The organism is Paenibacillus sp. FSL K6-0108, assembly GCF_045040695.1.
Taxonomy (GTDB): domain Bacteria; phylum Bacillota; class Bacilli; order Paenibacillales; family Paenibacillaceae; genus Paenibacillus; species Paenibacillus pabuli_B.
The window spans coordinates 4,842,240-4,868,310 of sequence record NZ_CP150288.1 but is presented as its reverse complement, the minus strand read 5'-3'; the positions used below and the strand labels follow the sequence as shown (position 1 = coordinate 4,868,310).

The window sequence follows — 26,071 nt, the reverse complement described above, 5'->3', positions numbered from 1 at the left end:
ACCATGTTTTTCAAAAAGATAGGAGTTGTCGGCGGCGGCACGATGGGGCAAGGTATTTCCCAGATGCTTGCAGCCAAAGGACTTGATGTGCTTCTGGTGGAACACACAACGGAGAAGCTGGATCATGCATATAACATGATTGAGACCAACCTCGATAAACAACTGGAGAAATGGGCTATTACGAAGGCTGAGAAGAAATTGATTCTCTCCCGGATCACCAAAGTTGCTCATCTGGCTGAACTCGGAACTTGCGATATGGTCATTGAGACTATTTCTGAAGATCTGGAAGCAAAAAAAGCGGTATTCAGTCAGCTTGACCAAGTTTGCCCAAGTAACGTAATTCTTGCAAGTAATACATCCACGCTGAGTTTGACTGAGCTTGCAAGCTCAACCAAATACCCAGAGCGTGTTATTGGTATGCACTTTATTCACCCGGTTTCCCGGGTTGACCTTGTAGAGATTATTCGTGGTCTGAAAACATCCGATACCACTTTTGAAGAAACTAGACGTTTTGTGGAGGAAGTAGCAGACAAAAAAGGCGTTATGATCTATGAATCGCCTGGATTTGTTACGTCCAGACTGATCTGTCTTTTGATTAACGAAGCACTGCATGTATTGCAGGAAGGTGTCGCTTCCGCTGAAGATATTGATGACGCTATGCGTATCGGATATAACTTCCAGCACGGACCGCTTGAGATGGCAGACCGTTTCGGATTGGATTCGGTAGAAGCTGCACTCGAAAGAATGTTCCGTGAATTCGGTGAGTTGAAATATCGTCCTTCGACAGTCCTGAAAAAAATGGTACGTGCAGGACACCTGGGTGTCAAAACAGGCGAAGGATTCTTCAAGTACGACAAGGATGGTGACCGGCTGTGAAAATTCTCGTAATTAATGCGGGGAGTTCCTCGCTCAAATATCAATTGTATAACATGACGGATGAATCCGTACTGGCTAAAGGTCTGGTAGAGCGGATCGGGATGGACTCTTCCATTCTGACTCATAAACCTACAGGGCGTGAGGATGTTACGGAAGTTAGCGAAATTCTCGAACATACTACTGCGATTCGTAAAGTTATTGACATCCTGACAGACAAAGAAAATGGTGTGCTTGGTTCCGTGGATGAAATTCAGGCTGTGGGACATCGTGTGGTTCACGGTGGTGAAGCATTTAAGGAATCCGCGTTGGTTGATGATGCTTCCAAAGCAGAAATCCGTCGTTTGTTCGATCTGGCGCCACTGCATAACCCTGCAGCAATGATGGGTATTCGTGCGGCTGAAGCCAATATGCCAGGCGTCCCGCAGGTGATGGTCTTTGATACGGCTTTCCATCAAACGATGCCTGAAAAAGCATATCTGTATGCTATCCCACGTGTGCTCTACAAAAAATATAAAGTGCGTCGTTATGGAGCACACGGTACTTCCCATGATTACGTAAGTAAAGCAGCAGCTGAATATCTGGATCGTCCATTGGAAGATCTGAAGATCATCACATGCCACGTTGGTAACGGTGGTAGCGTAACGGCTGTAAAGGGCGGGGTATCCGTAGACACGTCCATGGGCATGACTCCACTTGAAGGATTGATGATGGGAACACGTAGTGGTGACCTGGATCCGGCCATTGTACCTTATGTTATGAACAAGGAAGAATTGAGCGTGAGCGAAGTAAACTCCATGTTGAACAAACATAGTGGACTTCTTGCCATCTCCGGCATCAGCAGTGACATGCGTGAAATCACGGAGGGTATGGAGGCTGGCGATGCTAACTCCACGCTTGCTTTCGAAATGTACGAATACCGTCTGCGTAAATACATCGGTTCTTATGCAGCAGCGATGAACGGTGTAGACGTGATTGTATTTACGGCTGGTGTAGGTGAAAACTCCGTTGTTCTTCGCCAAAAAGTATGTGAGCAGCTCACGTACCTGGGTGTTGAACTGGATGAAGCGCTGAATGCAATTCGTTCTGGGGAACCACGCCGCATCACAACCACGAATTCCAAAGTGGACGTTCTCGTCGTTCCTACGAACGAAGAATTGGTAATTGCAAGAGATACACACCGAATCGTATTGAATTCTCTGTAATCTAATTGTAAAGTGAATATAGCATGACAAGGAAGTGCAGGGGACAGGCATATGCCTGCCCGCTGCATTTTCAAATTCAGGATTCCAAGGAGAGATATGGGCATGAGTACGGATTGTGTAATTCGTAATGTGAGCGAGCATGTGGGCGAGACGGTTAAGATCGGCGCCTGGATTAACAACAAACGTTCCAGCGGCAAAATTCAATTTTTGCAACTGCGTGATGGAACCGGATATATTCAAGGGGTAGTGGTTAAGAGCGAAGTCAGCGAAGATATCTGGAATGCTGCGAAGAGCTTGACTCAAGAAAGTTCATTGTATGTAACAGGTATTATCCGGGAAGAACCACGTAGTGCATCAGGTTATGAGATGACAGTTACTGGTGTGGAAATTATTCATCTGACTGAAAACTATCCAATTACTCCGAAAGAGCATGGGGTAGACTTCCTGATGGATCATCGCCATCTGTGGCTGCGTTCGACAAAACAACGTGCAATTATGGTGATTCGTGCAGAGATTATCCGCGCTGTTCAGCAGTTCTTTGATGGTAACGGATTCACGCAGGTTGATCCTCCGATTCTTACACCTTCATCTGCAGAAGGAACAACGAACTTGTTCCACATCAAATACTTTGATGAAGATGCTTATCTGACACAAAGTGGACAGTTGTATATGGAAGCTGCAGCAATGGCGCTGGGCAAAGTATACTCCTTCGGTCCTACGTTCCGTGCCGAGAAATCCAAAACACGTCGTCACCTGATCGAGTTCTGGATGATTGAACCGGAAATGGCGTTTGTGGATCACGAGGAAAGCCTGCGCGTGCAAGAGAAGTTTATTGCTCACGTGGTTCAAACGGTTCTGAAAAACTGCCGTGCAGAACTCGAGTCCATCGGACGTGATGTATCCAAGCTTGAAAAAATTGTAGCTCCATTCCCGCGCATTACGTATGATGAAGCGATTGAATTTCTGAATGGACAAGGCTTCGATATTCCTTGGGGAGAAGACTTTGGAGCCCCACACGAAACGGCGATTGCCGAGAAATACGAAACACCGGTCTTTATTACACATTATCCGGCTGGAATCAAGGCATTTTACATGAAACCTGATCCAAATCGTCCTGAAGTGGTCCTCTGTGCAGATATGATCGCACCGGAAGGATACGGAGAGATCATTGGCGGTTCCCAGCGTATTGATGATCCTGAACTGATGCAGCAGCGCTTTGATGAGCATCAGTTGTCGGAAGAGGCATATCAGTGGTATCTGGACTTGCGTAAATACGGATCGGTTCCTCACTCCGGCTTCGGTCTGGGATTGGAGCGGACGGTAGCATGGATCTGTGGATTGGATCACGTACGTGAAACAATTGCATTCCCACGTATGCTCTATCGTCTGTACCCTTAATGTTTAACCGCGAGTCCATGGAAGAAACTGGATCCAAAGCCTGGTTGAATGGAGCAGCTTACGGTATGGCATCAGGGACAGCGCAGCTCCCATATGCTTTATTGCGCTATTATCATCAGCTGGGGTTAAGTGACGCAGAGGTGCTTCTGCTGATTCAATTGTTCGGATTCCGGCAAGTCGAATTTAATGAGTTCCCTACGCTTGAAGAGCTTGCTATCCGTATGGGGCTTGCCCCGGAAGGTATCGCCAGAATGCTGCAGCGTCTCATGAGAGACGGGTACATTCACATTGACGAGCATCGGGATGAAGAGCGTGACATTCAGTATGAGCGTTATGATCTGCACGGATTATACGCGAAGCTTGCAGGATGTACAGCAGAGGGTATGGCTGTGGCCCGTAAGCAGCAGCTGGACAGTAATGCACTGCGCCCGGATTCGAACAGTGTTCAAAAAGAAGAGGAAGAACGAAATATGTTCTCTATTTTTGAAAAAGAATTTGGCCGCCCGCTTTCCCCGATGGAATGCGAGACGATATCCGGCTGGCTGGATCAGGATCGCTATCAGGAGGAACTTATTCTGATGGCATTGAAGGAAGCCGTGTTTGCTGGCAAAGTGCATTTCCGCTATATAGACCGAATTCTGCTTGAATGGAGCCGTAACCGTGTGAAGAATGTGCAGGACGCTAAGGCATATACGCAGCGGTTTCGTAACGGTGGACGTTAATACCAATGTTAGATTAAACAACAATTTCATTCAGAATGAACCAAAAACAGGCCAGAAGATATTCTGCGCCTGTTTTTTAACTTATATAGATGTTAAGTTGGACACGTTCAGTTCCCAGTGGAACTGACTTTTCAGGCAATGTGTATCCTTTTTATAAAAAAATGAATGAATACGCAGGGGTCAGCAAACAAGTTGTCGTCTATTGTAGTGGAGAGGAGGGGAGAGTCATTGATGAAGCGCGCTTAATCGAACAAGTCCGTCAAGGCGACACATCCCAGATGCGCTTGTTGATCGAAAAGTACAGCCAGCATGTATACCATGTGGCCTACTCCGTATTGCGGAACGATCAGGATGCACAGGATGCAGCGCAGGAGGCGTTCATTCAGATGGTTAAATCTCTCCCTGATTACCGATCCGAAGGTTTCAAAACGTGGTTAACCCGAATTGCCTTTCACAAAGCAATTGATGCTAAACGCAAGCTGGGCAGACGAAGTGCTGAGGATTTGGGTGGAGAAGAAAAAATAATAAACATGCCCGGTCGTGAAGAAGATGTTCTTGCCCGTCTTGTGCGGGAAGAGCGTCAGGAGAAGTTGCGCGAGCGAATCAACCAGCTGCCTGCCCAGCACAGGGACATTATTACTGCCTATTACTTGAGCGAAAAAAATTATGAGCAGATTGCCCGTGATGCACAGGTGGCAGTGAAAACCGTCGAATCCCGTCTGTATCGTGCCCGGCAGTGGATTCGAAATCATTGGAAGGAGGATGAATGGCGTGATGAATAAAAGGATGTATACCGTCCAGGAATGGACTGATTATATTGAAGGCCGAATGACTGCAGACCAGGCTAGTATGATGGAACAGATGCTTATGGACGTGCCGGAAGCAATGGACAACTATCTCGAAGCACTCGGCATTCATCGGGAGTTGCCACAACTGAAAGACCCGGCAGGCTTTGCCGATTCGGTCATGAATCAAATTACGGATATGCAATCCTCCAAGCCAAAGCGTAAATCGCGTTCAGGCCGAAGCCGGCTCTGGTTGGATCACAAAGTATTTCATTATGCTGTAGCGGCTTGTCTCACGTTAATCTTCCTCTCCTCGGGACTGTTTGACAAGGTAGCGCCTTATCATAAGTTCCAGGACGGTGATCACAGGGGGTCATTTACGGAAAAATGGACGGAAGCAGCCACTTCCTGGCTGGATCATTTCAAGCCTAGACCATAAATTGTTTCGCATTGCCCTGAAAAGAAAGGATGACGATTGTGCAATCTGATCGTAACAAATTACTTGCATTTCTATTAAACCTGATACCGGGTTTGGGTTTTCTCTATTGGAGACGGCCTACCAGAGCTGTGGTCTATCCATTACTCTTTTTTGGCACAGGCATTGGCTTTGTCATGTTGGCATTGTTGACTGATGAAAAGAATTTGTTGATTGTCGGGTTCCTAGGAGCCGTATTCTTCTGGTGTATCAGCATGCTGGATATGATTATCGTTCTGCTTCGTGCCCCTTCAATGCATGATGCCCGATACCATGGATATGGCACACATTACGGTGGTCCCCATCAGGGGGCGGCATATCAGGGAGCATACCCTGATCAGGAAGGCCACTTGGGACAGATGGAGATGGACCAAGAGGGAATACATCAGCATCAGGGCGTTCAGTATGGTGGCCTCGAAGGGGGCTACGATCAACCGATCTATCGGAAAGGTAGTGAAAGCGAACGATTTTTTACGATTTTGCTTTCCTTTGTTCCAGGTCTGGGACATCTTCATCTCGGACTGTTACATCGCGGTTTATCGTTCCTGATCGCGTTCTTCGGTTCATTTGCCATGATGGTTTTTGTAGCTTCGATTACAAATGAATCGGTATTTCTGATGTTCTTGCTCATTCTGCCTGTCATCTGGGTGTACTGTATGTTTGATGCAGTTCAACATGTGCATCGCAAGCAGGCCGGTGAGGTATTGCAAGATCGTACGTTGTTCGAGGAACTGGAGATGGGCAGGGCTTCTGGACGGCGAAGTAAAGTGCTGGCAACCCTGTTATCAGCTTTCCCGGGTGCGGGACATCTGTATCTGGGACTGCAAAAAAGAGGCATGCAACTCATGTTCCTGTTTCTTGGCAGCATCTACATTCTGGACCTGCTTCATTTATCGGTGTTCCTGTTTATGATTCCGTTGATCTGGTTCTACAGCTTCTTTGACGGACTTCAGTGTTCGAGCCGGTATGGCCGTGAACCGTTAACAGATCAACCCATTTTCAAGGACTGGGCTCGTCACCAGCGCCTGATTGGATTCGGAATTGCTGCATTGGGATTGTACTATCTGTTTATCCGCTTGGTCATTCCACAGCTGAATGAGCTGTTCCCGGATGCATTTCTGACGTACGAGATTCGTTCGTATGTGAACACCGTCATTGTGTCCTTGCTGCTCATTTTTGGCGGTCTGAAGTTATTGTTCGGCAAGCAGCGCGGGGCGAGTGCGAATAGTGCGGTTCATCGAAATGATGAGGGAGCAGACAGTCTCTTTTTATTCAAGGATCGGGATGATCGATTGTAGAACTTTACAGATTTTTTCCGAATGGGAACAAAGAAATCATAGAAGACAAGGAATTCTTCAAACATAAAAAACACGCCGGGGCCTATGTATTTCAGCCTTGGCGTGTTTTTGGTTATACAGTTTTATTACCAATGAATGATTGCTATTTGGTAGCACCCTTCAGCAGAAGTTGACGGTACATCACTTCAAACAGGAACTCGAACGCTTCCAGATGACGTTTCGCTTCAAAAGCATCTTTGCCCCAGGCATAAATCCCGTGGTTACGCAGCAAAATTCCCGGTATATTGGCGTCAAGTACATCTGGCACCAATTCAGCGATAGATGGAATATCCGCAAAATTAGGAAGAACTGGTACACGAATCTCCGCATTTTCTTCCCAGATGTTGAAAGCTTTGATCAATTCGATGCCTTGAATCGGTACGTGTCCATCTACTCCAAAGAATTCACTGATCAGGTTGTTAAATACGGTATGCACATGGAACACCGCGCCGCAGCCGGTTAAACGATAGATTTCACAGTGAATCAACGTTTCAGCGCTCGGTTTCAGGGTTGTGGTTTCAATGGCTTTACCATGCTTGTCCACAAACAGAAAGTCCTCCGGTGTACGGAGAGATTTATCTTTGCCCGATGCAGTAACGGCAAAGTAGAATTGCTCCGGATCGAAGTCGCCCACACGCATGGACAGGTTGCCACTTGTCCCAGGGAACCAGTTACGGCTGGCAAACAGCGCTTTGATATCAGCCAGCTCTTCGAGCACCTGGCGTTTATGTTCCAATGTAATCTTTTCAAAACCCATTTTATAGCACTCCTTGTGTTTGCTTCTGTTTCATATCTTCCATAATATCGTAGAAGGTTGCGAATGGGACATGATCCACACCCAGTTCAATACACTTATCCGTCAGGATAGAGCGGGAATAGACAAGATCAGCGATTTTGGCACCTTCAAAATCCGTTAAACTGTCTCCAATGAGAATACGATTATATTGTTCTTCGGGGAATGTACGAATAACCGTTGTTTTACACATGCCGCAGCCATTTTCACAAGGAGGCTGGCATGGATTAGGCCATTCAATACGTATGAATTCATCTGTGAAATCCGCCCCATTGCAATAAACGTGGTCCTGTGGAATATCGAATGGAGCGAGTAAAGGCTCGATAAAAAAGTCCATTCCTCCGCTGGTGACATTGAATTCAATGCCCTCGTCCCGAACGTATGCAAGAAATTCGCTGAACCCTTCTCGGATGCCAGCCTGTCCAAGTACAAATTCCACAATCTCATCTTTCTGCGAAGAAGGCAGCAGAGCGAACATCGCTCCCACACCTTCACGGAGCGAAATTCGCTGTTCAATCGTGTCTTTCATAATTGCTTCAATACCTGCGGGTTTAAAATGCTTCATAATCGCTACGATATTGTCCGAAAGGGTGATCGTGCCATCAAAATCACAGAAAATGACCGTTTTTTTATCACTTCTCATCGTTCGCCACCCCACAGATCCAGTGCACTTTTCAGTTCGGGATGTTCGACTGCATATTCTGCCAGTGGAATGGAACGTTGGGCTGCCTCGATAGCCTGCAAGAATGCCCGGCCGCCTGCCTCAGTGCCCATGGGATGGCCATGAATGCCTCCGCCGGCATTAACAATCACATCAGTGCCAAAATCACGTAGAATAAGCGGTACAAGCCCTGGATGTATACCTGCAGATGGTACAGGCATACTGACTCTGACCGGAAGTTCAGGAGACAGCAGTTGTTCTGTAATGGCCATATTCTCTTCTTTTGGCATCGTTACAGATCCGTAAGGGGAAGGGAAGAGAACCAAATCCGCTCCAGCAAGTCGCATCAGCTGTCCCAGCAGGACGGATGCCGAGATACCATAGTGTGGCGAAGGATACAGTGCACCTGCAAGCGCAGGGTGAGCCATGATGGGCACGTTGATGTCCGGATCACTGCTTAGTTCGTGCAGCACGTCATATCCGTAAGACAAGACATTGAACAACAGCGCATTTGCTCCTGCACCTATCGCGCGTTCAGCCTGTTGTTTCAGACGTGAGGTTGGTCCGGTTAAATTTGCGGCATAAAGAAGTTTCTTACCCGTCTCCTTGCGTGCCTGCTCCGCAGCTTTCATGCAGACCTCGACTCTTTTCTCAATCGGAGTCAGTTTGTTTTCAAACAGAATTTCATCGTCTTTAATCAAGTCTACTCCACCGAGAGCTTGGCGAATAAATTGTTCCCTCAGTTCGTCAGCATCCAGTCCAATAACTGATTTAAAAATACTCATTAACAACGGACGATCATGTACACCTAGCAGATCACGAACACCATTCAATCCAAACTTGGGACCGGGGAATGCGCTGAGGAAGCCGTCCGAGAATCCAAGCCGTGTCAGTTTGATGCGTCCATCCATTGAAATTTTGCCAAAGACCGTCACGAGCAGGGCAGGAATATCACGACTGAAATTTACATCCGGATAACCGATGGTAATATCAGCGTAACGCTCACCTGGGGCCATGCCCTCAGCTTCATGCACCTCAACGCTGATGACTTCCCCCAGATGTTTCTGCATCGCCTCACGCTTGGCCTGAGGCAATTCGGTCCAACTGCCAACGGTCATGCCGACAGCAATGGACTCTGCCTTCTTGCGGAAGTCTGCACGATCATCATGCAGACGATATGTGGCTGTGCACATAGTATTCATCTTAAATCTCCCTCCAAAGCAGCTCCCATCTCCCGTGAGCGCTCTGCACAGCGGTTGACGGCTGCGATTACATTTTCAAAGAAATCTCCCTCGTCCAGCGTTTTTAGTGCTGCCTGGGTTGCGCCTCCCGGGGAGGTTACATCACTACGAAGTTTCATTGGCTCTAAACCAGTTTGCTGCACCATGCGTGAAGCACCCAGCACGGTCTGAACAGTCAGATCGCGGGACTGTTGGCTGGACAAGCCACCACGAATGCCTGCGGCAATCATGGCCTCCATCAAATAGTATACATAAGCCGGACCACTTCCGGAAATGCCTGTGAGCACTTCGAGTTTATCTTCAGGCACGATGGTCACGATTCCAACCGCTTCGAACATCGTCATGACTGTACTGCGCTGTTCATCCGTAATCTCTTCAGAGAAGGCAAGTCCAGTCGCGCCGAGCCCGATTGTACTGGACGTATTCGGCATGGTGCGGGCGATCGGTTGCTTGCGTCCCAGTAGGGATTGCATCGTACGGATCGATAATCCGGCAATAACGGAGACAATTAATTGATCCGGAGACAGGAGCGGCCCAAGTTCACGCAGCGCTGCGGCAGCATCCTTCGGTTTCATGCAGAGTACAATAACCGGAGAAGCGGCGAGATGATCCAGCGATTGTGAAGCAGTTCCGGTATGTACGGCATAACGGGTGCTGAGCTCCTCCTGACGTTTCTGGTTGCTGCGGTTCAGCATCGTAATATCCTGAGGACGAACGACAAGGCGGGAGATCAATCCCCGGACGATGGCTTCAGCCATCGCACCTGCTCCATGAAAAGTAATCTTTTGTTGTAATAACGTCTGTTGTTCTTGACTCATATTTATCGTTCCTCCTATATAACTGTAGCTGCGATATTATTGCCGGATTTGTCCATTGCCAGTGATACGGTATTTGGTTGACGTTAAGGCAGGCAGACCCATAGGTCCACGAGCATGCAGCTTCTGGGTGCTGATCCCAATTTCGGCTCCATAACCGAATTCAAATCCGTCAGTGAAACGTGTGGAAGCATTATGGTACACAGCAGCTGCATCAACATCATGTAAAAAACGTTCTGCGTTGCTCGTATCCTTGGTGACGATACACTCTGAATGCTTCGTGCCATAACGTGCGATATGCTCCATCGCTTCATCCAGGTTCTGAACTACACGGATATTTAAAATATAATCATTGTACTCTGTCGCATAATCTTCTTCCGTCACAGGAAGGGCAGATGGAACGAGACGGCGAACCGTGTCACACCCCTTCAACAGGACATTGGCCTCACGCAGTTGTTCAGCCAGTGTCGGCAGATGCTTCTCGGCGTAAACAGCGTGCAGCAACAAGGTTTCCATGGAGTTGCAAACGGATGGACGCTGTGCCTTGGCATTAACAGCAATCTCCGCAGCCATGACCGGATCGGCAGATTCATCCACATAAGTATGGCAGATCCCTGCACCGGTTTCGATCACAGGCACGGATGCATTGGCAACCACATTACGAATCAGTGAGGCTCCGCCGCGCGGGATAATGACGTCCAGCAGTCCGTTCAACTTGAGCATTTCGTCCACCGAAGAGCGGTCTGCATCCTCAACAAGCTGCAAGGCGTCCGCTGGCATGTCTGTTGCTGCCAGTGCCTGATGCAGCACCTCCACAATTTTGCGATTGGAGGAGAGGGCAGAGGAGCCGCCTCGCAGCAGTACAGCGTTGCCTGTTTTGAGGCAAAGTCCGGCTGCATCTACGGTAACATTTGGACGTGCCTCGTAGATGATGCCGATCAGACCGATGGGCACTCTCAACTTTTCAACATGCAATCCGTTCGGACGAGTGAATGTCTCCAGCACTTCACCCACAGGGTCCTGCAGCTCCACGATCTGACGCAGTCCTTCAGCGATACCAGCGATACGCTCCTTATTCAAAGAGAGGCGATCCAGCATCGATTCTGGCGTGCCTTGCTGTCTGCCACGTTCCAGATCGTCAGCGTTTGCTGCAATAATGGAATCCGCTTGGGCAATCAATGCGTCCGCCATGACCAGCAGGGCTTTATTTTTTTGTTCTGTGCTCAGTCGATTCAGCTGCGGAACGACGGCTTGGGCCTTACTCGCTTTTTCCCTGACTTCACTCATGATAAAATTCCTCCCATATATAAAGTGGAAACAAAAGATTATTTAATGGCTATTTCATATAAACCTGAGCAGTACATTCGGTAGGATTATAGGTTTTCTATTTTAACGTAATCCACTCGTCCCGGTGAACAACCTCAAGTCGATGGATGCTGTTCAACTGCTTCATTACTTCGCCACTTGGCAGTCCTGCGATGAGCCGTAGCTGGTCATCATCATAATTGACGATACCACGACCCAGCAAGGTTTCATCCATGCCCAGTACCTCTACAACATCTCCGGCGTGAAAAGTACCCAGTACACGTTTGACACCCACAGGCAGGAGACTATGACCTCCATGGACCAGTGCTTCTTCGGCACCATTATCTACAACGACGGTGCCCAGTGGAGTAGACATGAAGCCAAGCCATTGCTTTTTGCGAGAGAGTGCCGCAAGGCGAGTCTCAAAATAGGTTCCTTTGCCGATGCCATCAACCGCTCTCTGCATATCTCCAGCTTCCTTCACACTTCCCACAAAAACAGGCACGCCGCCACGCGTTGCCACTTTGGCTGCATCCACCTTGGATCGCATACCGCCTGTACCTACAGATGATCCAGCACCTCCAGCATAGGCGTAAATTTCTTCCGTAATTTCGGGAATGCGATCATAACGCACGGCAGATGGATCTTTGCGTGGATCGGCCGTGTACAGACCATTGGTATCCGTAAGAATGACCAGATGCTGTGCCTTGACCAGATTCGCTACCAGAGCAGACAGGAGGTCATTATCTCCAAACTTCAATTCATCGACAGATACGGTATCATTCTCGTTAAAGATCGGAATGACGCGCTGCTTGAGCAGCTCTTCCACGGTCATGCCTGCGTTGCCCATACGTTTCCGGCTGTGAAAGTCGGTACGGGTGAGCAGAATTTGTGCTGTAGTAACGCGGTGCGCTGCAAAAGCCTGTTGATATGCCTGCATCAGTAAAGCTTGCCCAACAGCCGCTGCGGCTTGTTTTTCATGTAACTGCTTGGGACGCTGCGGGTAACCGATCTCCCGGAAACCGGCAGCCACCGCTCCCGAAGTGACCAGAAGAACTTCATGTCCTTGCTCAGCCAAGGCAGCCATTTCTCCGGCAAAAAAAGTAATGGCACTTCGATCGAGCCCGCCTTCTTCCGTAGTAAGCGAACTGCTTCCAATCTTAACTACAATACGTGAGGTCATGTTTTCACTTCCTTAAACAATATTAATGTTTGACCCTGAAGCAGACCGTTGGGTACAAAAAAAACTCCCGCCCTTTTTAGTTAAAAAGGACGAAAGTTCGTTACTTCCGCGGTACCACCTTTATTGATGATTGGATCATCCGGCTTCATGCCCTGTAACAGAAGGCACTGTCCTGTGCATCACAGGCCGCTCAGGGGTAGGTTTCGGAGAGAAGCCGCGGTAAATTCTTGCAGCCGGGTGGAATTTACTCTCTGGGCGCGGCTGATCCTCTCGTACTGGTCCCGTCATCACGTTTCGTTCAATATTTCCTTATAACATACCATGGAAACTTGGTAGATGCAAAGGGGTTATGCACCTGTAAATTACTTGAATAAATTCAACTTGCCAATCCGCTCAGCAGCTTCCCTTAATCGATCTTCATCACTTAACAGTCCTGCACGGACATAGCCTTCACCATGTGAGCCGAAACCAATACCCGGCGCTACCGCGACTTTTGCTTCACGCAGTAACACGTCGGCAAAGGAAGCAGAAGTAAAGCCTGCTGGAACAGGCAGCCAGCTAAAGAAGGAACCTCCCGGTTTAGGGGCCTGCCAGCCGATGGATGAGAGAGCGTCATAGAAAGCATCGCGCCGTGATTCATAACGTGCAACCAGTGAAGTGACACATTCCTGGGAAGACGTAAGTGCTGCCGCAGCAGCGGCCTGGATGCCTCCGAAGAGACTTACGTAGATGTGATCCTGCAGCAGATTGATTTTGGAGATGATGTCCGCATTGCCCAGAGCAAATCCGACGCGCCAACCCGCCATATTGTAGGTTTTGGATAACGTGTAAAACTCAATGCCCACTTCTTTGGCTCCTGGTGCCTGTAAAAAGCTTACTGGACGATGTCCATCGAATCCAATTGCACCATAGGCGAAGTCACTGGCTACGACAATTTTATTTTGAATGGCGAACTCTACCGTATCTTCATAGAAGGAAAGTGGGGCGGTTGCCGATGTTGGATTGTTGGGATAGTTCAGGAACATCAGCTTGGCTTTTTCCCGATCCTCTGTAGAGATCGCTTCATAATCAGGCAGGAATGCATTAGACTCCAGCAGTGGCATAAAAGACATGTGTGCTTTTGCTAGTGCTACGCCGGACCAATAATCCGGATAACCTGGATCAGGTACAAGACATACGTCGCCGGGATTGAGCAATACCTGAGGCAATTGGACCAAACCCGTTTTTCCGCCAAACAAAATCGCAACTTCCGTTTCGGGATCGAGGTCCACGTTGTAATCTTCCTTGTACCGTTTCGCAACGGCTTCTTTCAGGAAAGCATGCCCGCTAAAAGGCGAATATTTGTGATAAAGCGGATTCTCAGCCGACTCTTGCAATGTTTTAACAATATGGGACGGGGTAGGTGTATCCGGGTTACCCTGACCCAGGTTAATCACGTCGTGACCACTTGCGATTTCGCGGTTTACATTTTGAACTAGGGTCGCAAAAAATTGTGTGGGAAGCTGTGTCATTACATCGGATGTAGGTATGGTAAAGGCTGAACGACCCGATGTTTTAGGCTGATTAGTCATGCTATACATCACTCCGGTTATTAAAAATGGCAATATAGTACTCATTAATTTATCACGTCAATCCCGAGCTGTATAGGGGGAAAACGCTTCATGAAGACTTGAATGGAGCCAATATCCGAGTTTTGTACAAAAATGAAATGAGGTATTTTGTTTTGTCCATTGAGATTAGGATAAAGCCTGTTTTATGATAATATTCGATAATGATAATCAATATCATTTATGAAATAGGAACGAAGCACTTATTAGGGGGAGAAATAGAAATGAAAAAGGGTATACGAAATACGGCAGTATTATTGACGCTTACATGGTTGTCCATTCTTCTGCTGGCTTGCGGAAATCAGGCTTCAACTCCATCTGCCGGGACGGATGATTCCAAAACGGTCAGTGAAACACAGACAGAGGGGGAAGATGGGGATCGGTCCAATCAGGAACAGACGTCATCGGCGGATAACAGTGAGGGTGAAACCCGGATGTTCAAGGACTGGACGGGCCATGAAGTTGAGGTTCCGGTTACGCCAAAACGTGTAATTTATCATGGTGAAGTTACAGGAGATTTGCTGGCGCTGGGCGTTATACCTGTAGGCATTCTTCGTCAGGATGGAACGATATTTGATGATCAGGTAGCCCAAGCGGAAGATGTGGGTTTCCCATTGAGTGTTGAAAAAGCGCTTACCTTAAATCCTGATCTGATTATTTTTTCGAATAGCGATGAGGCACAATATGATCAAATCTCGAAGGTTGCGCCAACGGTTACCTTTGATTCATTTGCTTCATTGGACGACCGCATGCGTACTCTTGGCGATCTGTTGAACAAAAAACCGGAAGCGGAAGCGTGGATTACAGCCCATCAAAAAGCAACGGAAGATATGTGGCAGCAGCTTCATGAGAATGGATTGAAAGAAGGCGAAACGGCTTCAGTATTCACCATGTATCCAGGTAACCGTCTGTTTGTTATGGCGGGAGCAGGTTTGCCACAATTGTTGTATGGAAAAGACGGGATGAAGCCAACAGCAGAAATTCAGAAAATTTTAGAAGAAGGCATGGGCTTTGCAGAAATTTCTACGGAAAAGCTGCCTGAAATTGCAGGTGATCGGGTGTTTATTCTTGATCCTGTGACGGATGATGCCAAGCAGTCTACAAAAGAATTGCTTGATAGTACGATATGGAAGAGCCTGCCTGCTGTAAAAGAAGGAAAAGTATATCGCTTTGATCTGGTCAAGGCTTCAAGTGATGCCACTTCAAGGGAATGGCTTTTGAAAGAGTTGCCGAAACAGATAATTCAATAGTCGAATAGTCGTTTATGGATTGAAAATCATAATAATGCATTGCATGGGGAACGAAATTGCCGACTATAAAGGAGCCTTCAACATTTCGTTGAAAGCTCTTTTTTTGCTGATTACAGCCAGATCTGGATTATTGATAAAAGCTCGCTTATAATCAGTTCATACAGATTTATTGATAATCATTCTCAACATAAAAACGAGGTGGACCAACATGCAAGCTCTGGGTGACGATGCAGGAGGGTTGTATTTTTCAGCATTCATGTTTCGGCTGGATCATCTGGAACAACGAATTGAACAACCAGAACAGGTGATGTTGGAAGTAACATGTGACAAACATACATTTTTAATCTGCGAAGAGGGGGAAGGTCGCTTATATATAGGATATGAACAGTTTCCCTTTACCACGGGATGTATTTACCCGCTTTCTCCTGGTGAAGGGTACCAGATTGAACATGGGAACCGGTTGGAATTGAAATATATCGTGATGTCCTTTGAAATTATTCATGTATTGACGGGTGATCCGGAACTGTATACGACGCCTGTTTTTGAAAATAGAAATCAATTGAACGGTTATCCCTATGCCCCGTTAAGCGGACTGTTGGAGCAGTTGTATGCTGTTCGGGATTTTAGAACAGATGCCGAATACAGTCATTTGAATGCACAGTTTCAGAGATGGATGGAGATGATCATCACTCGGTACACTTCACCAAAAACAGAGCATAGTATGGAATCCAGACTACACAGCACGATTCAGTATGTAGAAGACCATTATGCTGAAGAAATTACAGTACAGAAACTGGCCCGTCTTGCAGATATCCGACCCGTGCAATATACAACCCTGTTCAGACAATTAACCGGCTACAAGCCACTAGATTATGTGAACCATGTACGGATTAAACATGCCAAGGATTGGCTGCGCAAATCCGATGAACCGCTCCGGGATATAGCTACCCGGGTGGGATTTAAGGATGAGTATTATTTTAGCAGGCGTTTTCGTCAAAAGACCGGATTATCGCCTCGTCAATATGACCGATCCATTCAGCAACAAACACTGGTTCAGGATTGGTTGGGACATGATGTGAATATTCCGTCACAGCCGGAGCGAATTATGTTTTATGGTGATTCCGGTGGAGATTTGCAAGTGCTGGGCATTGGTTTATTAGGAGATCAGACATATGATGCTTGTGCCCCGGTTAATGTTGAAGAGGCAGTCCGGATGAGACCAGATCTGATCATTTTCGATAGCACTAACCAACACCAATATGAACTATTTTCCCGAATTGCACCCACACTGGCATATAACTCTCATGCAACGCTGGAAGATCGAATTTGTAGGGTGGGAAGCTGGTTTGGCAAGCAATCAGAGGCTGGAAAATGGCTCTCCTCCTATCAGCACTGTATGGAAAAGATGTGGATGAAGATTCAAATGTCGGTTGAACCAGGGGAAACGGCATCCGTATTTACCTATCATCGGGGTGCACGATTGTTTGTCATGGGAAATATCGGACTGGCCTCACTGTTGTATCACCCAATGGGGTTTAGACCCGTTAAGAAAGTGAAAGAGGCGCTTGTCGCTGGCAGAGCTTATAAGGAAATTTCGTCTGATGCAATTCGTCAGTATGCCGGTGATCATATATTTGTTTTGCTTCCTGAAGAGATTATTGCAAGGCAGGCGACAGAGAAATTGATGCAGAGTCCAACCTGGCGAGCGCTTCCAGCCGTGCAGAAGGGGCAAGTGTACGGAGTGCAGGAAACAACATGGAATTTGGGCGATGCACTGACGAGCAACCGATTGTTAACATTGCTGCCCGAGTTATTATGTAGGAGTTCAACACGAAAACAGGTTGCAGATGTTTGAATGATCAAGCTATGATTACAGGTATTACGGTTCAGAGGAGTGCTGGTTATGACAGAACAACAACAAGGGGAAATGCGTGTGGCCCTGATTCAGGGTAATATTCAGCTCGGAGACCCTGAGGCCAACCATAAACATATGCAGTCTTTGCTCGAACGAGCGGTAGAACAGTATCCCGATCTAGGATTGGCTGTGTTGCCGGAGATGTGGAATACAGGCTATGCTTTGGAACAAATTCATGAGCTTGCTGACCCGGAGGGCCAGAAATCAAGAGAGTGGCTCGCGGCTTTTGCCCAAAAACATCGAATCTCCATTGTTGGCGGTTCCATTGCGGAGAAACGTGATGGCCAAATCTTCAATACAATGTACGCCTATAATAGTGAAGGAAATCAGGTGACACGTTACGATAAATTGCATTTGTTCCGCCTGATGGATGAAGAGAAATATTTGCAGCCTGGTGCAGAACCGGAAATATTCGAATTGGAGAACGGCCTCACTGCGGGAGCTTCGATCTGTTACGATATCCGTTTCCCTGAGCTTGCTCGAACACTTGCCTTGAACGGAGCCAAAGCATTAATTGTCCCCGCTGAATGGCCGAACCCGCGTTTACATCATTGGCGCACACTGCTTACAGCAAGGGCCATCGAGAATCAGATGTATGTTATTGCCTGCAATCGCGTAGGGAAAAGTGGAGACACCGAATTTTTTGGGCATTCCCTCATTATTGATCCTTGGGGTGAAATTGTGGTTGAAGGCGGAGAAGGAGAAGAGATTCTGACAGGAATTATCCGTCCTTCGCTTGTGGATGAGGTTCGTGGCCGTATTCCGGTATTCGAAGACCGCAGACCTGGCATTTATTTTGGTAGCAAATAAAAATCGGTAATTTTCCAATAAAGTGTTTATTGTTCCGGGAGGCGGGTAATGATAACTATCCCGTCACCAAGGAGGATGATCAATCAATGGACAACCATGTGAAAGATACGCTCAGGAGACTGGAACAGGAAAACACTAGGGTAGATCACTTGAGGCCATTCTTAGAGAATGGGGCAGGAGGACTATCACCACCTGAACAAACTGTTCAGGACGAAGGCCGCCTTGTGAATCAACAGAACAGGCTGACAAGTGAACGTAATTTGCGAAAATGAACCGCCATACTTGAAATTCCCATATGTACGTTTTTACGTTAACAATTCAATGATGATTTAGCAACATTGTGCTGTAACGATGATGTACTGCTGATACCATGTAAGAACTTTATCCTGCAGATGCGGGAGACGAGTATAGAACAAAGGCTTGGCCCTTACGGGTCAAGCCTTTGTTTATTTTATTGCCATGTATGGCGGGCTAATTCGCTGACCGTCCAATTATTCTCCTTGAGAAAGCTCGGCAACGGTTTGTTGAAACGTATGAATAAATGCCTCCGCGGCTTTGGAGAGAACCCGTCCTTGGCGGTATGCAACTACAAGGGTACGACTAGGCGTTGGCTCAGCTAGCGGTACATAAACAGGAACGAATTCACTGCGGGGCGCGCGGGCAATAAAGCGCGGAACGAGCGTAATGCCCATACCTGTAGCCACCAGTGACTGCACTGTCTCAATATTTGTACTCTCAAACACCACATTGGGGTCAAACCCGGCTTCCTCGCACAGATCAAATGTAAGTTTACGGAAACCTTGTCCTTTTTTTAGCACAACAAAGGGTTCATCTCGAAGCTCTTCCATCCGTACTGGAACCGGATGCTCCGGATCTCCTCTGCGTGCCAGAGGGTGATTTGGAGGAACAGCCAAGTCAATTCGCTCTTCACCAATCGTTACATAAGATAGGCTTGGCTCCTGCAATGGGAGGGAGAGCAAGCTTAAGTCTGCCTTGCCACTGGCCGTCAACTTTTCAAGCGTCAGCCCGGAATCTTCCATCAGGGTTACTTCAATCTCGGGATAGGCCTGCTGAAATGCGGGAAGCACATGCGGAAGCAGGTGGGAGCCAGTAATCGGCATGCTGCCTACAACGACTTTACCTTTACGCAACTGAGAAATGTCTGACATTTCCTGTCTGAGCAGCTCGACTGCATCGATAATTTTCTGAGCCTGCTCTACAAAAGTCACCCCTGCATGGGTCAACTCCACGGTGCTGGTATTACGCTGGAATAACAGTACGCCCAGTTCCTTTTCAAGTTTGGATAGCTGCTGACTTAAAGAAGGCTGGGCGATGTGCAGCTTCTCAGCTGCCCGGGAAAAGTTCCGCTCTGCCGCGATTTGCAGCGTATATTGAAGTTGTCTTAATTCCATACCACACGTCATTCCTTTCGTTATGCCATCATTATATCACTATAGATGAAGAAATCATTATTTTCAGTGGAGGGCCTGTAACTGTTTAAAGGAGCAGGTGTACTGTGTCAGAATACTGTTCAAGGTATTCGAATGAAACTGTAGATGCGCTGAAAATTCCAAGTCATTCAGGTGAAATACATTCGTTGGAGGAGTACGAATCACTCTGTTTTTCTTCTTTTCACATAAAAACATTGACAGCAAAGAGAATGAAACGTAGTATAAGATTCATATGATAATGATAATTGTTATCAATTGAAGCCTCTGTGGAGAACAGCGGTTTATTTGCTTTTCCTCATTATAGGTTAAACCTATTACATCTATAGATATTATATCTTGGAACAATGAAGGACAGGGTGATATATTTATGTCATTCAAGAGCTTCACTTTTAAAGGAACATACGAGGCTCTTCCAAGGACCGAACTTATGATGAGGTGAAAATGATGAGTAAAAAAACAATGTTTGAGAAAATCTGGGAAAACCACGTGATTCATCAGGAAGAAGGCAAACCAAGCATTTTGTATATCGATCTGCATCTGGTGCATGAAGTAACATCCCCACAGGCATTTGAAGGTCTGCGTCTGAGTGGTCGTAAAGTTCGTCGCCCTGAGTTGACGTTCGCAACAATGGATCACAACGTTCCAACGAAGGATCGTTTCAACATTACAGATCCGATCTCCAAACAACAAATTGACACACTTTCACAAAACTGCCGTGACTTCGGCGTAAAACTGTATGACCTGGATACCATTGATCAAGGTGTTGTACACGTTATGGGACCTGAACTGGGCCTGACTCATCCAGGTAAAACGATTGTATGTGGCGACAGCCACACATCTACTCACGGTGCATTTGGTGCACTCGCATTCGGAATCGGAACAAGTGAAGTAGAGCACGTTATGGCAACCCAATGTTTGCAGCAAGCCAAAGCCAAAACAATGGAAGTTCGTTTTGTCGGCAAACGTAACCCCGGCGTAACGGCGAAGGATATGATTCTCGCAGTCATCGCCAAATACGGTACAGACTTTGCTACTGGATATGTTATTGAATATACAGGCGAATCGATCCGTGAACTGAGCATGGAAGAGCGCATGACCGTCTGCAACATGTCCATCGAAGGTGGAGCAAGAGCGGGGATGATCGCTCCGGATGAAACCACATTTGAATATCTGCGTGGACGTGAATACGTACCTGCTGATGGCAAATTCGATGAAGCTGTTGCTGCCTGGAAAGAGCTTGTAACTGATGAAGGTGCTGAATTCGACCGTGTGGTTGAAATCGATGTGGAATCATTGATTCCACAAGTGACTTGGGGCACAAGTCCAGGCATGGGAACCGACATTTCTTCGAAAGTTCCTGTACCGGCTGAACTGCCAACAGAAAACGAACGTAAAGCTGCTGAAAAAGCGCTTGAATATATGGGCTTGGAGCCAGGAACGCCAATCTCCGAAATCCCGGTTGATTATGTATTTATCGGTTCATGCACCAATGGACGGATTGAAGATCTGCGTGCTGCTGCACAGGTAGCCAAAGGTCACACGGTATCCAGCAATGTTACAGCAATCGTTGTTCCAGGTTCGGGACGTGTTAAAATTCAAGCCGAAAAAGAAGGTCTGGATAAAATTTTCACTGAGGCTGGATTTGAATGGCGTGATGCAGGATGCAGTATGTGTCTGGCAATGAACCCGGATGTATTGAAACCAGGACAACGCTGTGCTTCGACATCCAACCGTAACTTCGAAGGACGTCAGGGACGTGGAGGACGTACTCACCTCGTATCTCCTGCAATGGCGGCAGCAGCAGCGGTTAAGGGACACTTCGTTGACGTACGTGACTGGAATTTCAAAACAGAAGCAGCTATCTAATCAACGAACGGATTGAAGGGAGAACGAATGATATGGAAGAATTCAAAACACTGCAAGGCATCGTTGCACCGGTAGACCGGGTCAATGTAGATACAGATGCAATCATTCCGAAACAATTTTTGAAACGGATTGAACGGACCGGATTTGGACAATTTTTGTTCTACGAATGGCGTTTTGACGAAGAGGGTAACAATAATCCTTCTTTCGAAATGAATAAACCTCGTTACGAAGGGGCATCCATTCTCATCTCACGCGCCAACTTTGGCTGTGGATCTTCTCGTGAGCATGCACCATGGGCGATTATGGACTACGGATTCCGTTGTGTGATCGCACCATCGTATGCAGACATCTTCTATAATAACTGTTTCAAGAATGGTATCTTGCCGATCATACTGTCGGAAGAGCAGGTTGAAGATCTGTTCCAACGTACAGCGACACATGAAGGCTATGAGATGAATGTGAATCTGGAGAACAAAACAATTACAGATGCATACGGACTGCATATTGATTTTGATCTGGATGAACACCGTCGTCAGTTCCTGCTGCAGGGATTGGACGATATTGGTCTGACACTTCAACATGATGATGAAATTACAGCTTATGAAGAACGCCACGCGGCTAAACTATTCGGTTAATTGCTAAAGTGTTGTATAGTAGGAAGCTTCTGTCTCCCGAAAGGAACTTTGTTCCGATCTGTGAGACAGAAGCTTTTTTTGTACTTCCAAAAACGAAATGACAACTATACGAGTCATCTATACATAGAATTCGAGACCCTTCTTGGCTGAATATTTTAACACATATTCCCCGTCACTGTTCAGTTCCCTGGATGCAATTTTGATCCTGGTATAGTCAAGCCGTGTCTCTTTAAGCACACGCTTAATCGCTTGGATCCCAAGTTCCTCATCCATGACAAAGCAGTATATATTCAAGGCGTACTGGGGGCCCGGATTTGCCGTCTTGCCCATATCGTGCCCATCTACAAACCCCAGTCCTTTCCAACCGAGTTCATTTGTTAATGCTTCAGTCGCCTTGTCCTTAAGCCACAGATCACGTTTGCTTCCTGCCATGCTCTTCATGGGGTATTGGACGAGCAGAATGTAACCGTCCAGTTCTGAAGCCTGTCGACTAAATATGACAACGTTGTAACCGGATGAAGTGACAATATCTGATAAACTGATTAGTAGATTATGGAAGGGTAGATAGAGTCGAGTGTTGCATCCCAGCGAATCAGGTCGAAGGTTCAAAAGACAAACAGAATGGTGGTTGATGTATGAAGAAATGGTCGGCAGCAGTCTTTGTTTTTCTGTTCCTGTGTTTATTTCCTGTTATGGCAAATGCCGATTCGTCTCCCTCGATTGTGCTGGACGGTGTGACCATTAACCAGCAGTCGGGAGCTCCAGCCGAGAATACTGGCAAAACCGTGATGGTGCCCATTCGGATCGTCTCGGAAAACCTCGGTTATCAGGTGAAATGGGAGAAAGCTACCCAGACGGTTCGCATTCTCAAAGGCAACAGCAGTATCCAGATGACGGCAGGCGAAGATGCGGCCACCGTGAATGGAAATCGGGTAAGTCTCGATTCTCCGCCTCTAATTAAACAGGGGACTACACTGGTTCCGTTACGTTTTGTTGGTGAAGGCATGGGTCTTCAGGTGGGATGGGACAATGGAACCAAGACAGTAAGCCTATTAAGTATTCCTCCTGTAGCAGGTACGGAAAGTGAAATTGACCCCGCGGAAGCTCCTGAGCCGGAAGGTCTTTCTGAACTTCAAAGCATCAGCTTCGGCGGAGATCGTTTGATCTTGGCCGCGAACGGGAAAATCACACCAAAGGTTTCGAGTCTAAGCGGACCTGATCGGATCATCGTAGATTTGCCTGAAACCACATTTGCCGAGGAGTTCATCCAGGGGCAGGCTACCAATCCGGATGGCAGCGGAACCCTTCTGGTTACAGATTCATTGCTGGTTTCCAAGGTGCGATATGCAATGTTCAGCCAAACGCCTTCAACGGTACGTGTGGTTCTTGATCTGAGCCAGGTAGCGACTGCCAAATGGTCATTAGGCGAGAACAACGTATTGCTTGTTGATCTTGCGGCAAGTAATGGAGAACCAACAAGTCAGCCTGCTGTACCAACCAATGATGGTAAAAAGGTTGTCATTATCGATCCAGGACATGGTGGGCGACAGTCGGGGGCTGTCAGTGTCACAGGCGCCTATGAGAAGGATTTTAATTTGGCAGTGGGACTCAAAGTTCAGACACTTTTGCAGCAGCATACGGAGATTCAAACGGTAATTACAAGACAGGACGATACGGAACTATCATTGCAGCAGCGTGTGGACATCGCCCAACTGAATCAGGCGGATATTTTTGTGTCGATTCATGGAAACAAGTTTACAACGCCTGTACCTAATGGAATTGAAACGTTGTACAGTCGTAAGGAAAGCAAGGATTTGGCCGACATTTTGCACAAGCATGTGCTGCCAATTACAGGCTTTAAAGATCGGGGAGTCAAAACGGCAAGTCTGCATGTAACTCGTGAAACAACGATGCCCGCGGTTTTACTTGAACTCGGATTTCTGAGTAATCCTGCGGATGAAGCAATGATGCTTACCGAAGATTATCAGAACAAATGTGCACAGGCCATTGTAGACGGAATTGTAGAATATTTGGGTCTTTAATGTGGGTTGTGCGCAAATATGAAGGTCAGGGTAGTGCGTTGTTTCGAGATGCATATTTGATAATTAAGGAAAAATTCAGACAATAAAATGTAGAAAAAGCTTGATTTGACAACGTTTTTTTTCTGTTATGTTGGAATATATTCGCAACTTTTGAGAATACGAGGCGTCTAATAGGTGTCTGGTAATGCCTCAGTGGTCAGTCGGAGCTGAAGCTTCACAACATGCGGCAAAAAAATATGAGAATGGTAGGGGTGAAGGATGAAGAAGTTCGGTTTTTTGGTACTGTTATTTGTCTTTGGGCTCGTTTTCCCGGGCTATAGTCATGCAGCAGCAGATACGCACATTATCCTAGATGGAAAAGAAATTGTGCAGCCTTCGGATGCCAAAGCGGAAATCATCAATAGCAAAGTGATGGTTCCGATTCGGGTTATTTCGGAGAGCCTGGGATATGGTGTGGACTGGAAACAGGCAACAAGCACCGTGACTATTAGCAAAGACAACACTGCCATGCAGATGATTGTTGGACAGAAGACGGCAACGGTGAACGGCAGTAACGTGAACCTGGATGCCCCGCCACTCGTGAAAAACGGAACCACACTTGTACCTTTAAGGTTCATTGGTGAACAAATGGGTCTTAAGGTGGGTTGGAACAATACAACGAAGACGGTAACATTAGTTACCCAGAATTCAGGTTCCGGAAACGGGACAACCACTCCTCCGAACTCTGGCAATGATGGTGGAGGATCGGATCAGGAGGGTCTTGTACTGGTGAACGGCATCAGCTTTAGTGATAACCGCTTTTTGATTGCAACAAGCGGAAACACGAAGCCGAACGTCTTCACGATGACAGGACCGGATCGAATCGTTATAGACTTGCCAAATACCGCTTTCGCTGATTCTTTCAGTGAAGGACAAGCTTTGGACAGTAACCAGAATGGACAGCTGGTAGTAAGTGGGTATCCGGATGTTTCAAAGATCCGTTATTCTCTCTACAGCAATAGTCCTTCGACCCTTCGTTTTGTCATTGACTTGAGTAATGCCAAAGGTTATGACGTGCAAAGTGACTCCGGTCTCGTTATGATTGATTTGAACAAAGAAGGCACTACAACACCGCAACCTCCTGTTGGAAACAACGGCAAAAAAGTAGTTGTTGTAGACGCTGGACACGGTGATCAGGACCCAGGAGCCACCGGTGTAACCGGCAAGAAGGAAAAAGACTTCAATCTGGCAATGGCTCTGAAAGTGGAAGCATTGCTGAAAAAAGAATCTAACATTGACGTTGTGCTGACGCGCAGCGATGATACATTTTTGGCTTTGAGTGAACGAGTAAAGATCGCAGAAAAATTGAAGGCGGATATCTTTATTTCCATTCATGCGAACAGTGGGTCTGCAGCGGCAAACGGTGTGGAGACTTACTACACCCGTTCGAATAGCAAGGCATTGGCTACGGTGATGCACAAGTATCTTCTGCAATCATCTGGCCTGAAGGACCGCGGAGTAAAAACGGCAAGTCTCCACGTAACCCGTGAAACAACGATGCCGGCTGTTTTGCTGGAAGCTGGTTTCCTTAGCAACAAGAGCGATGAAGCTGCATTGTTTACTGAAAGTTTTCAGAACAGTGTAGCCAAAGGAATTGTTGCAGGGATCAAGGAGTATCTGGGAATTAAATAAGGGTTCAACCCTTATGATCAGGAGGCGGAGT

24 protein-coding genes are annotated in these 26,071 nt (G+C 47.0%); 15 read left to right on the top strand and 9 right to left on the bottom strand.

Annotated elements, in window-relative coordinates:
* Positions 1–3 precede the first annotated feature (3 nt).
* From MHB49_RS21960 to MHB49_RS21930, 7 genes are all read left to right on the top strand, one after another.
* Positions 4–876, top strand: a complete 873-nt coding sequence (locus MHB49_RS21960) for a 3-hydroxyacyl-CoA dehydrogenase family protein (protein ID WP_247898177.1) — start codon at positions 4–6, stop codon at positions 874–876.
* Positions 873–2,078 (top strand): acetate/propionate family kinase, encoded by a 1,206-nt coding sequence (locus MHB49_RS21955; protein ID WP_247898176.1) that lies wholly within the window; start codon positions 873–875, stop codon positions 2,076–2,078. The genes MHB49_RS21960 and MHB49_RS21955 overlap by 4 nt, the downstream gene beginning before the upstream one ends.
* A gap of 102 nt (positions 2,079–2,180) precedes the next feature.
* Positions 2,181–3,476, top strand: coding sequence for an asparagine--tRNA ligase (asnS, locus tag MHB49_RS21950; RefSeq protein ID WP_063566804.1), 1,296 nt, complete (start codon positions 2,181–2,183; stop codon positions 3,474–3,476).
* A 17-nt stretch (positions 3,477–3,493) separates the two neighbouring features.
* Positions 3,494–4,198, top strand: coding sequence for a DnaD domain protein (locus MHB49_RS21945; RefSeq protein WP_405153007.1), 705 nt, complete (start codon positions 3,494–3,496; stop codon positions 4,196–4,198).
* A 161-nt stretch (positions 4,199–4,359) separates the two neighbouring features.
* Positions 4,360–4,980 (top strand): RNA polymerase sigma factor, encoded by a 621-nt coding sequence (locus MHB49_RS21940; protein WP_405153006.1) that lies wholly within the window; start codon positions 4,360–4,362, stop codon positions 4,978–4,980.
* On the top strand, positions 4,973–5,422 hold the full coding sequence (locus MHB49_RS21935; RefSeq protein ID WP_405153005.1) for a hypothetical protein: 450 nt from the start codon (positions 4,973–4,975) through the stop codon (positions 5,420–5,422). The genes MHB49_RS21940 and MHB49_RS21935 overlap by 8 nt, the downstream gene beginning before the upstream one ends.
* Positions 5,423–5,460: 38 nt before the next feature.
* On the top strand, positions 5,461–6,756 hold the full coding sequence (locus MHB49_RS21930; RefSeq protein ID WP_405153004.1) for a multi-tm2 domain protein: 1,296 nt from the start codon (positions 5,461–5,463) through the stop codon (positions 6,754–6,756).
* Between the two features lie 142 nt (positions 6,757–6,898).
* On the opposite strand, the gene MHB49_RS21925 is transcribed toward MHB49_RS21930, so the two are convergent.
* The 7 genes from MHB49_RS21925 to MHB49_RS21895 all read right to left on the bottom strand — a co-directional run bounded on the left by MHB49_RS21925 (position 6,899) and on the right by MHB49_RS21895 (position 14,364).
* Entirely contained in the window at positions 6,899–7,552 is a 654-nt protein-coding gene (locus MHB49_RS21925; RefSeq protein WP_405153003.1) for a methylthioribulose 1-phosphate dehydratase, read from the bottom strand.
* A 1-nt stretch (position 7,553) separates the two neighbouring features.
* Positions 7,554–8,231, bottom strand: coding sequence for a 2-hydroxy-3-keto-5-methylthiopentenyl-1-phosphate phosphatase (locus MHB49_RS21920; RefSeq protein WP_247898173.1), 678 nt, complete (start codon positions 8,229–8,231; stop codon positions 7,554–7,556).
* Positions 8,228–9,451 (bottom strand): 2,3-diketo-5-methylthiopentyl-1-phosphate enolase, encoded by a 1,224-nt coding sequence (locus MHB49_RS21915; RefSeq protein WP_405153002.1) that lies wholly within the window; start codon positions 9,449–9,451, stop codon positions 8,228–8,230. The genes MHB49_RS21920 and MHB49_RS21915 overlap by 4 nt, the downstream gene beginning before the upstream one ends.
* Positions 9,448–10,308 (bottom strand): pyrroline-5-carboxylate reductase, encoded by an 861-nt coding sequence (proC, locus tag MHB49_RS21910; protein ID WP_247898171.1) that lies wholly within the window; start codon positions 10,306–10,308, stop codon positions 9,448–9,450. The genes MHB49_RS21915 and proC overlap by 4 nt, the downstream gene beginning before the upstream one ends.
* A 36-nt stretch (positions 10,309–10,344) precedes the next feature.
* Positions 10,345–11,592, bottom strand: coding sequence for a glutamate-5-semialdehyde dehydrogenase (locus MHB49_RS21905; protein WP_405153001.1), 1,248 nt, complete (start codon positions 11,590–11,592; stop codon positions 10,345–10,347).
* Positions 11,593–11,689: 97 nt separating this feature from the next.
* A complete protein-coding gene (gene proB, locus MHB49_RS21900) occupies positions 11,690–12,793 on the bottom strand; it encodes a glutamate 5-kinase (protein WP_405153000.1) in 1,104 nt (367 codons plus the stop codon).
* 362 nt (positions 12,794–13,155) lie between these two features.
* The gene (locus MHB49_RS21895) at positions 13,156–14,364 is read right to left on the bottom strand and encodes a pyridoxal phosphate-dependent aminotransferase (RefSeq protein WP_405152999.1); all 1,209 of its coding nucleotides are present in this window, start codon (positions 14,362–14,364) and stop codon (positions 13,156–13,158) included.
* Between the two features lie 260 nt (positions 14,365–14,624).
* Here MHB49_RS21895 and MHB49_RS21890 point away from each other — a divergent pair, with 260 nt between their 5' ends.
* The 4 genes from MHB49_RS21890 (at position 14,625) to MHB49_RS21875 (ending at position 18,647) form a co-directional block, all read left to right on the top strand.
* Positions 14,625–15,650, top strand: a complete 1,026-nt coding sequence (locus MHB49_RS21890) for an ABC transporter substrate-binding protein (protein ID WP_405152998.1) — start codon at positions 14,625–14,627, stop codon at positions 15,648–15,650.
* A 208-nt stretch (positions 15,651–15,858) separates the two neighbouring features.
* Positions 15,859–17,505, top strand: a complete 1,647-nt coding sequence (locus MHB49_RS21885; protein WP_405152997.1) for an ABC transporter substrate-binding protein — start codon at positions 15,859–15,861, stop codon at positions 17,503–17,505.
* 48 nt (positions 17,506–17,553) lie between these two features.
* Positions 17,554–18,375, top strand: coding sequence for a carbon-nitrogen family hydrolase (locus MHB49_RS21880; protein WP_405152996.1), 822 nt, complete (start codon positions 17,554–17,556; stop codon positions 18,373–18,375).
* Positions 18,376–18,461: 86 nt separating this feature from the next.
* Entirely contained in the window at positions 18,462–18,647 is a 186-nt protein-coding gene (locus tag MHB49_RS21875) for a hypothetical protein (protein ID WP_405152995.1), read from the top strand.
* Between the two features lie 219 nt (positions 18,648–18,866).
* Here MHB49_RS21875 and MHB49_RS21870 read toward each other — a convergent pair whose 3' ends face one another.
* Entirely contained in the window at positions 18,867–19,787 is a 921-nt protein-coding gene (locus tag MHB49_RS21870) for a LysR family transcriptional regulator (RefSeq protein WP_405152994.1), read from the bottom strand.
* Between the two features lie 483 nt (positions 19,788–20,270).
* Between MHB49_RS21870 and leuC the strand changes: the two genes are divergently transcribed.
* Together leuC and leuD are read left to right on the top strand one after the other, a co-directional pair.
* A complete protein-coding gene (gene leuC / locus MHB49_RS21865) occupies positions 20,271–21,692 on the top strand; it encodes a 3-isopropylmalate dehydratase large subunit (RefSeq protein ID WP_405157213.1) in 1,422 nt (473 codons plus the stop codon).
* A gap of 32 nt (positions 21,693–21,724) precedes the next feature.
* Positions 21,725–22,327 (top strand): 3-isopropylmalate dehydratase small subunit, encoded by a 603-nt coding sequence (leuD, locus tag MHB49_RS21860; protein WP_247898166.1) that lies wholly within the window; start codon positions 21,725–21,727, stop codon positions 22,325–22,327.
* Between the two features lie 117 nt (positions 22,328–22,444).
* Here leuD and MHB49_RS21855 read toward each other — a convergent pair whose 3' ends face one another.
* A complete protein-coding gene (locus tag MHB49_RS21855; protein WP_405152993.1) occupies positions 22,445–22,768 on the bottom strand; it encodes a hypothetical protein in 324 nt (107 codons plus the stop codon).
* 194 nt (positions 22,769–22,962) lie between these two features.
* On the opposite strand from MHB49_RS21855, the gene MHB49_RS21850 reads away from it, so the two are divergent.
* Both MHB49_RS21850 and MHB49_RS21845 read left to right on the top strand, forming a co-directional pair.
* Positions 22,963–24,369 carry an N-acetylmuramoyl-L-alanine amidase gene (locus tag MHB49_RS21850; protein ID WP_405152992.1) on the top strand — a complete coding sequence of 469 codons (1,407 nt, stop codon included), beginning with the start codon at positions 22,963–22,965 and terminating at the stop codon, positions 24,367–24,369.
* A 258-nt stretch (positions 24,370–24,627) separates the two neighbouring features.
* Positions 24,628–26,040: an N-acetylmuramoyl-L-alanine amidase gene (locus MHB49_RS21845; protein WP_405152991.1), complete on the top strand. Its 1,413-nt coding sequence runs from the start codon at positions 24,628–24,630 to the stop codon at positions 26,038–26,040.
* The last annotated feature ends 31 nt before the right edge of the window (positions 26,041–26,071 follow it).

Excerpts from the sequence above, each read along its gene's own strand:
- MHB49_RS21960 (WP_247898177.1), top strand. The coding sequence starts at position 4 with ATGTTTTTCAAAAAGATAGGAGTTGTCGGCGGCGGCACGATGGGGCAA.
- asnS (WP_063566804.1), top strand. The coding sequence starts at position 2,181 with ATGAGTACGGATTGTGTAATTCGTAATGTGAGCGAGCATGTGGGCGAG.
- MHB49_RS21945 (WP_405153007.1), top strand. The coding sequence starts at position 3,494 with ATGGAAGAAACTGGATCCAAAGCCTGGTTGAATGGAGCAGCTTACGGT.
- MHB49_RS21940 (WP_405153006.1), top strand. The coding sequence starts at position 4,360 with ATGAATGAATACGCAGGGGTCAGCAAACAAGTTGTCGTCTATTGTAGT.
- MHB49_RS21935 (WP_405153005.1), top strand. The coding sequence starts at position 4,973 with ATGAATAAAAGGATGTATACCGTCCAGGAATGGACTGATTATATTGAA.
- MHB49_RS21925 (WP_405153003.1), bottom strand. The coding sequence starts at position 7,552 with ATGGGTTTTGAAAAGATTACATTGGAACATAAACGCCAGGTGCTCGAA.
- MHB49_RS21920 (WP_247898173.1), bottom strand. The coding sequence starts at position 8,231 with ATGAGAAGTGATAAAAAAACGGTCATTTTCTGTGATTTTGATGGCACG.
- MHB49_RS21915 (WP_405153002.1), bottom strand. The coding sequence starts at position 9,451 with ATGAATACTATGTGCACAGCCACATATCGTCTGCATGATGATCGTGCA.
- proC (WP_247898171.1), bottom strand. The coding sequence starts at position 10,308 with ATGAGTCAAGAACAACAGACGTTATTACAACAAAAGATTACTTTTCAT.
- MHB49_RS21905 (WP_405153001.1), bottom strand. The coding sequence starts at position 11,592 with ATGAGTGAAGTCAGGGAAAAAGCGAGTAAGGCCCAAGCCGTCGTTCCG.
- proB (WP_405153000.1), bottom strand. The coding sequence starts at position 12,793 with ATGACCTCACGTATTGTAGTTAAGATTGGAAGCAGTTCGCTTACTACG.
- MHB49_RS21895 (WP_405152999.1), bottom strand. The coding sequence starts at position 14,364 with ATGACTAATCAGCCTAAAACATCGGGTCGTTCAGCCTTTACCATACCT.
- MHB49_RS21890 (WP_405152998.1), top strand. The coding sequence starts at position 14,625 with ATGAAAAAGGGTATACGAAATACGGCAGTATTATTGACGCTTACATGG.
- MHB49_RS21885 (WP_405152997.1), top strand. The coding sequence starts at position 15,859 with ATGCAAGCTCTGGGTGACGATGCAGGAGGGTTGTATTTTTCAGCATTC.
- MHB49_RS21880 (WP_405152996.1), top strand. The coding sequence starts at position 17,554 with ATGACAGAACAACAACAAGGGGAAATGCGTGTGGCCCTGATTCAGGGT.
- MHB49_RS21875 (WP_405152995.1), top strand. The coding sequence starts at position 18,462 with ATGGACAACCATGTGAAAGATACGCTCAGGAGACTGGAACAGGAAAAC.
- MHB49_RS21870 (WP_405152994.1), bottom strand. The coding sequence starts at position 19,787 with ATGGAATTAAGACAACTTCAATATACGCTGCAAATCGCGGCAGAGCGG.
- leuC (WP_405157213.1), top strand. The coding sequence starts at position 20,271 with ATGAGTAAAAAAACAATGTTTGAGAAAATCTGGGAAAACCACGTGATT.
- leuD (WP_247898166.1), top strand. The coding sequence starts at position 21,725 with ATGGAAGAATTCAAAACACTGCAAGGCATCGTTGCACCGGTAGACCGG.
- MHB49_RS21855 (WP_405152993.1), bottom strand. The coding sequence starts at position 22,768 with ATGAAGAGCATGGCAGGAAGCAAACGTGATCTGTGGCTTAAGGACAAG.
- MHB49_RS21850 (WP_405152992.1), top strand. The coding sequence starts at position 22,963 with ATGAAGAAATGGTCGGCAGCAGTCTTTGTTTTTCTGTTCCTGTGTTTA.
- MHB49_RS21845 (WP_405152991.1), top strand. The coding sequence starts at position 24,628 with ATGAAGAAGTTCGGTTTTTTGGTACTGTTATTTGTCTTTGGGCTCGTT.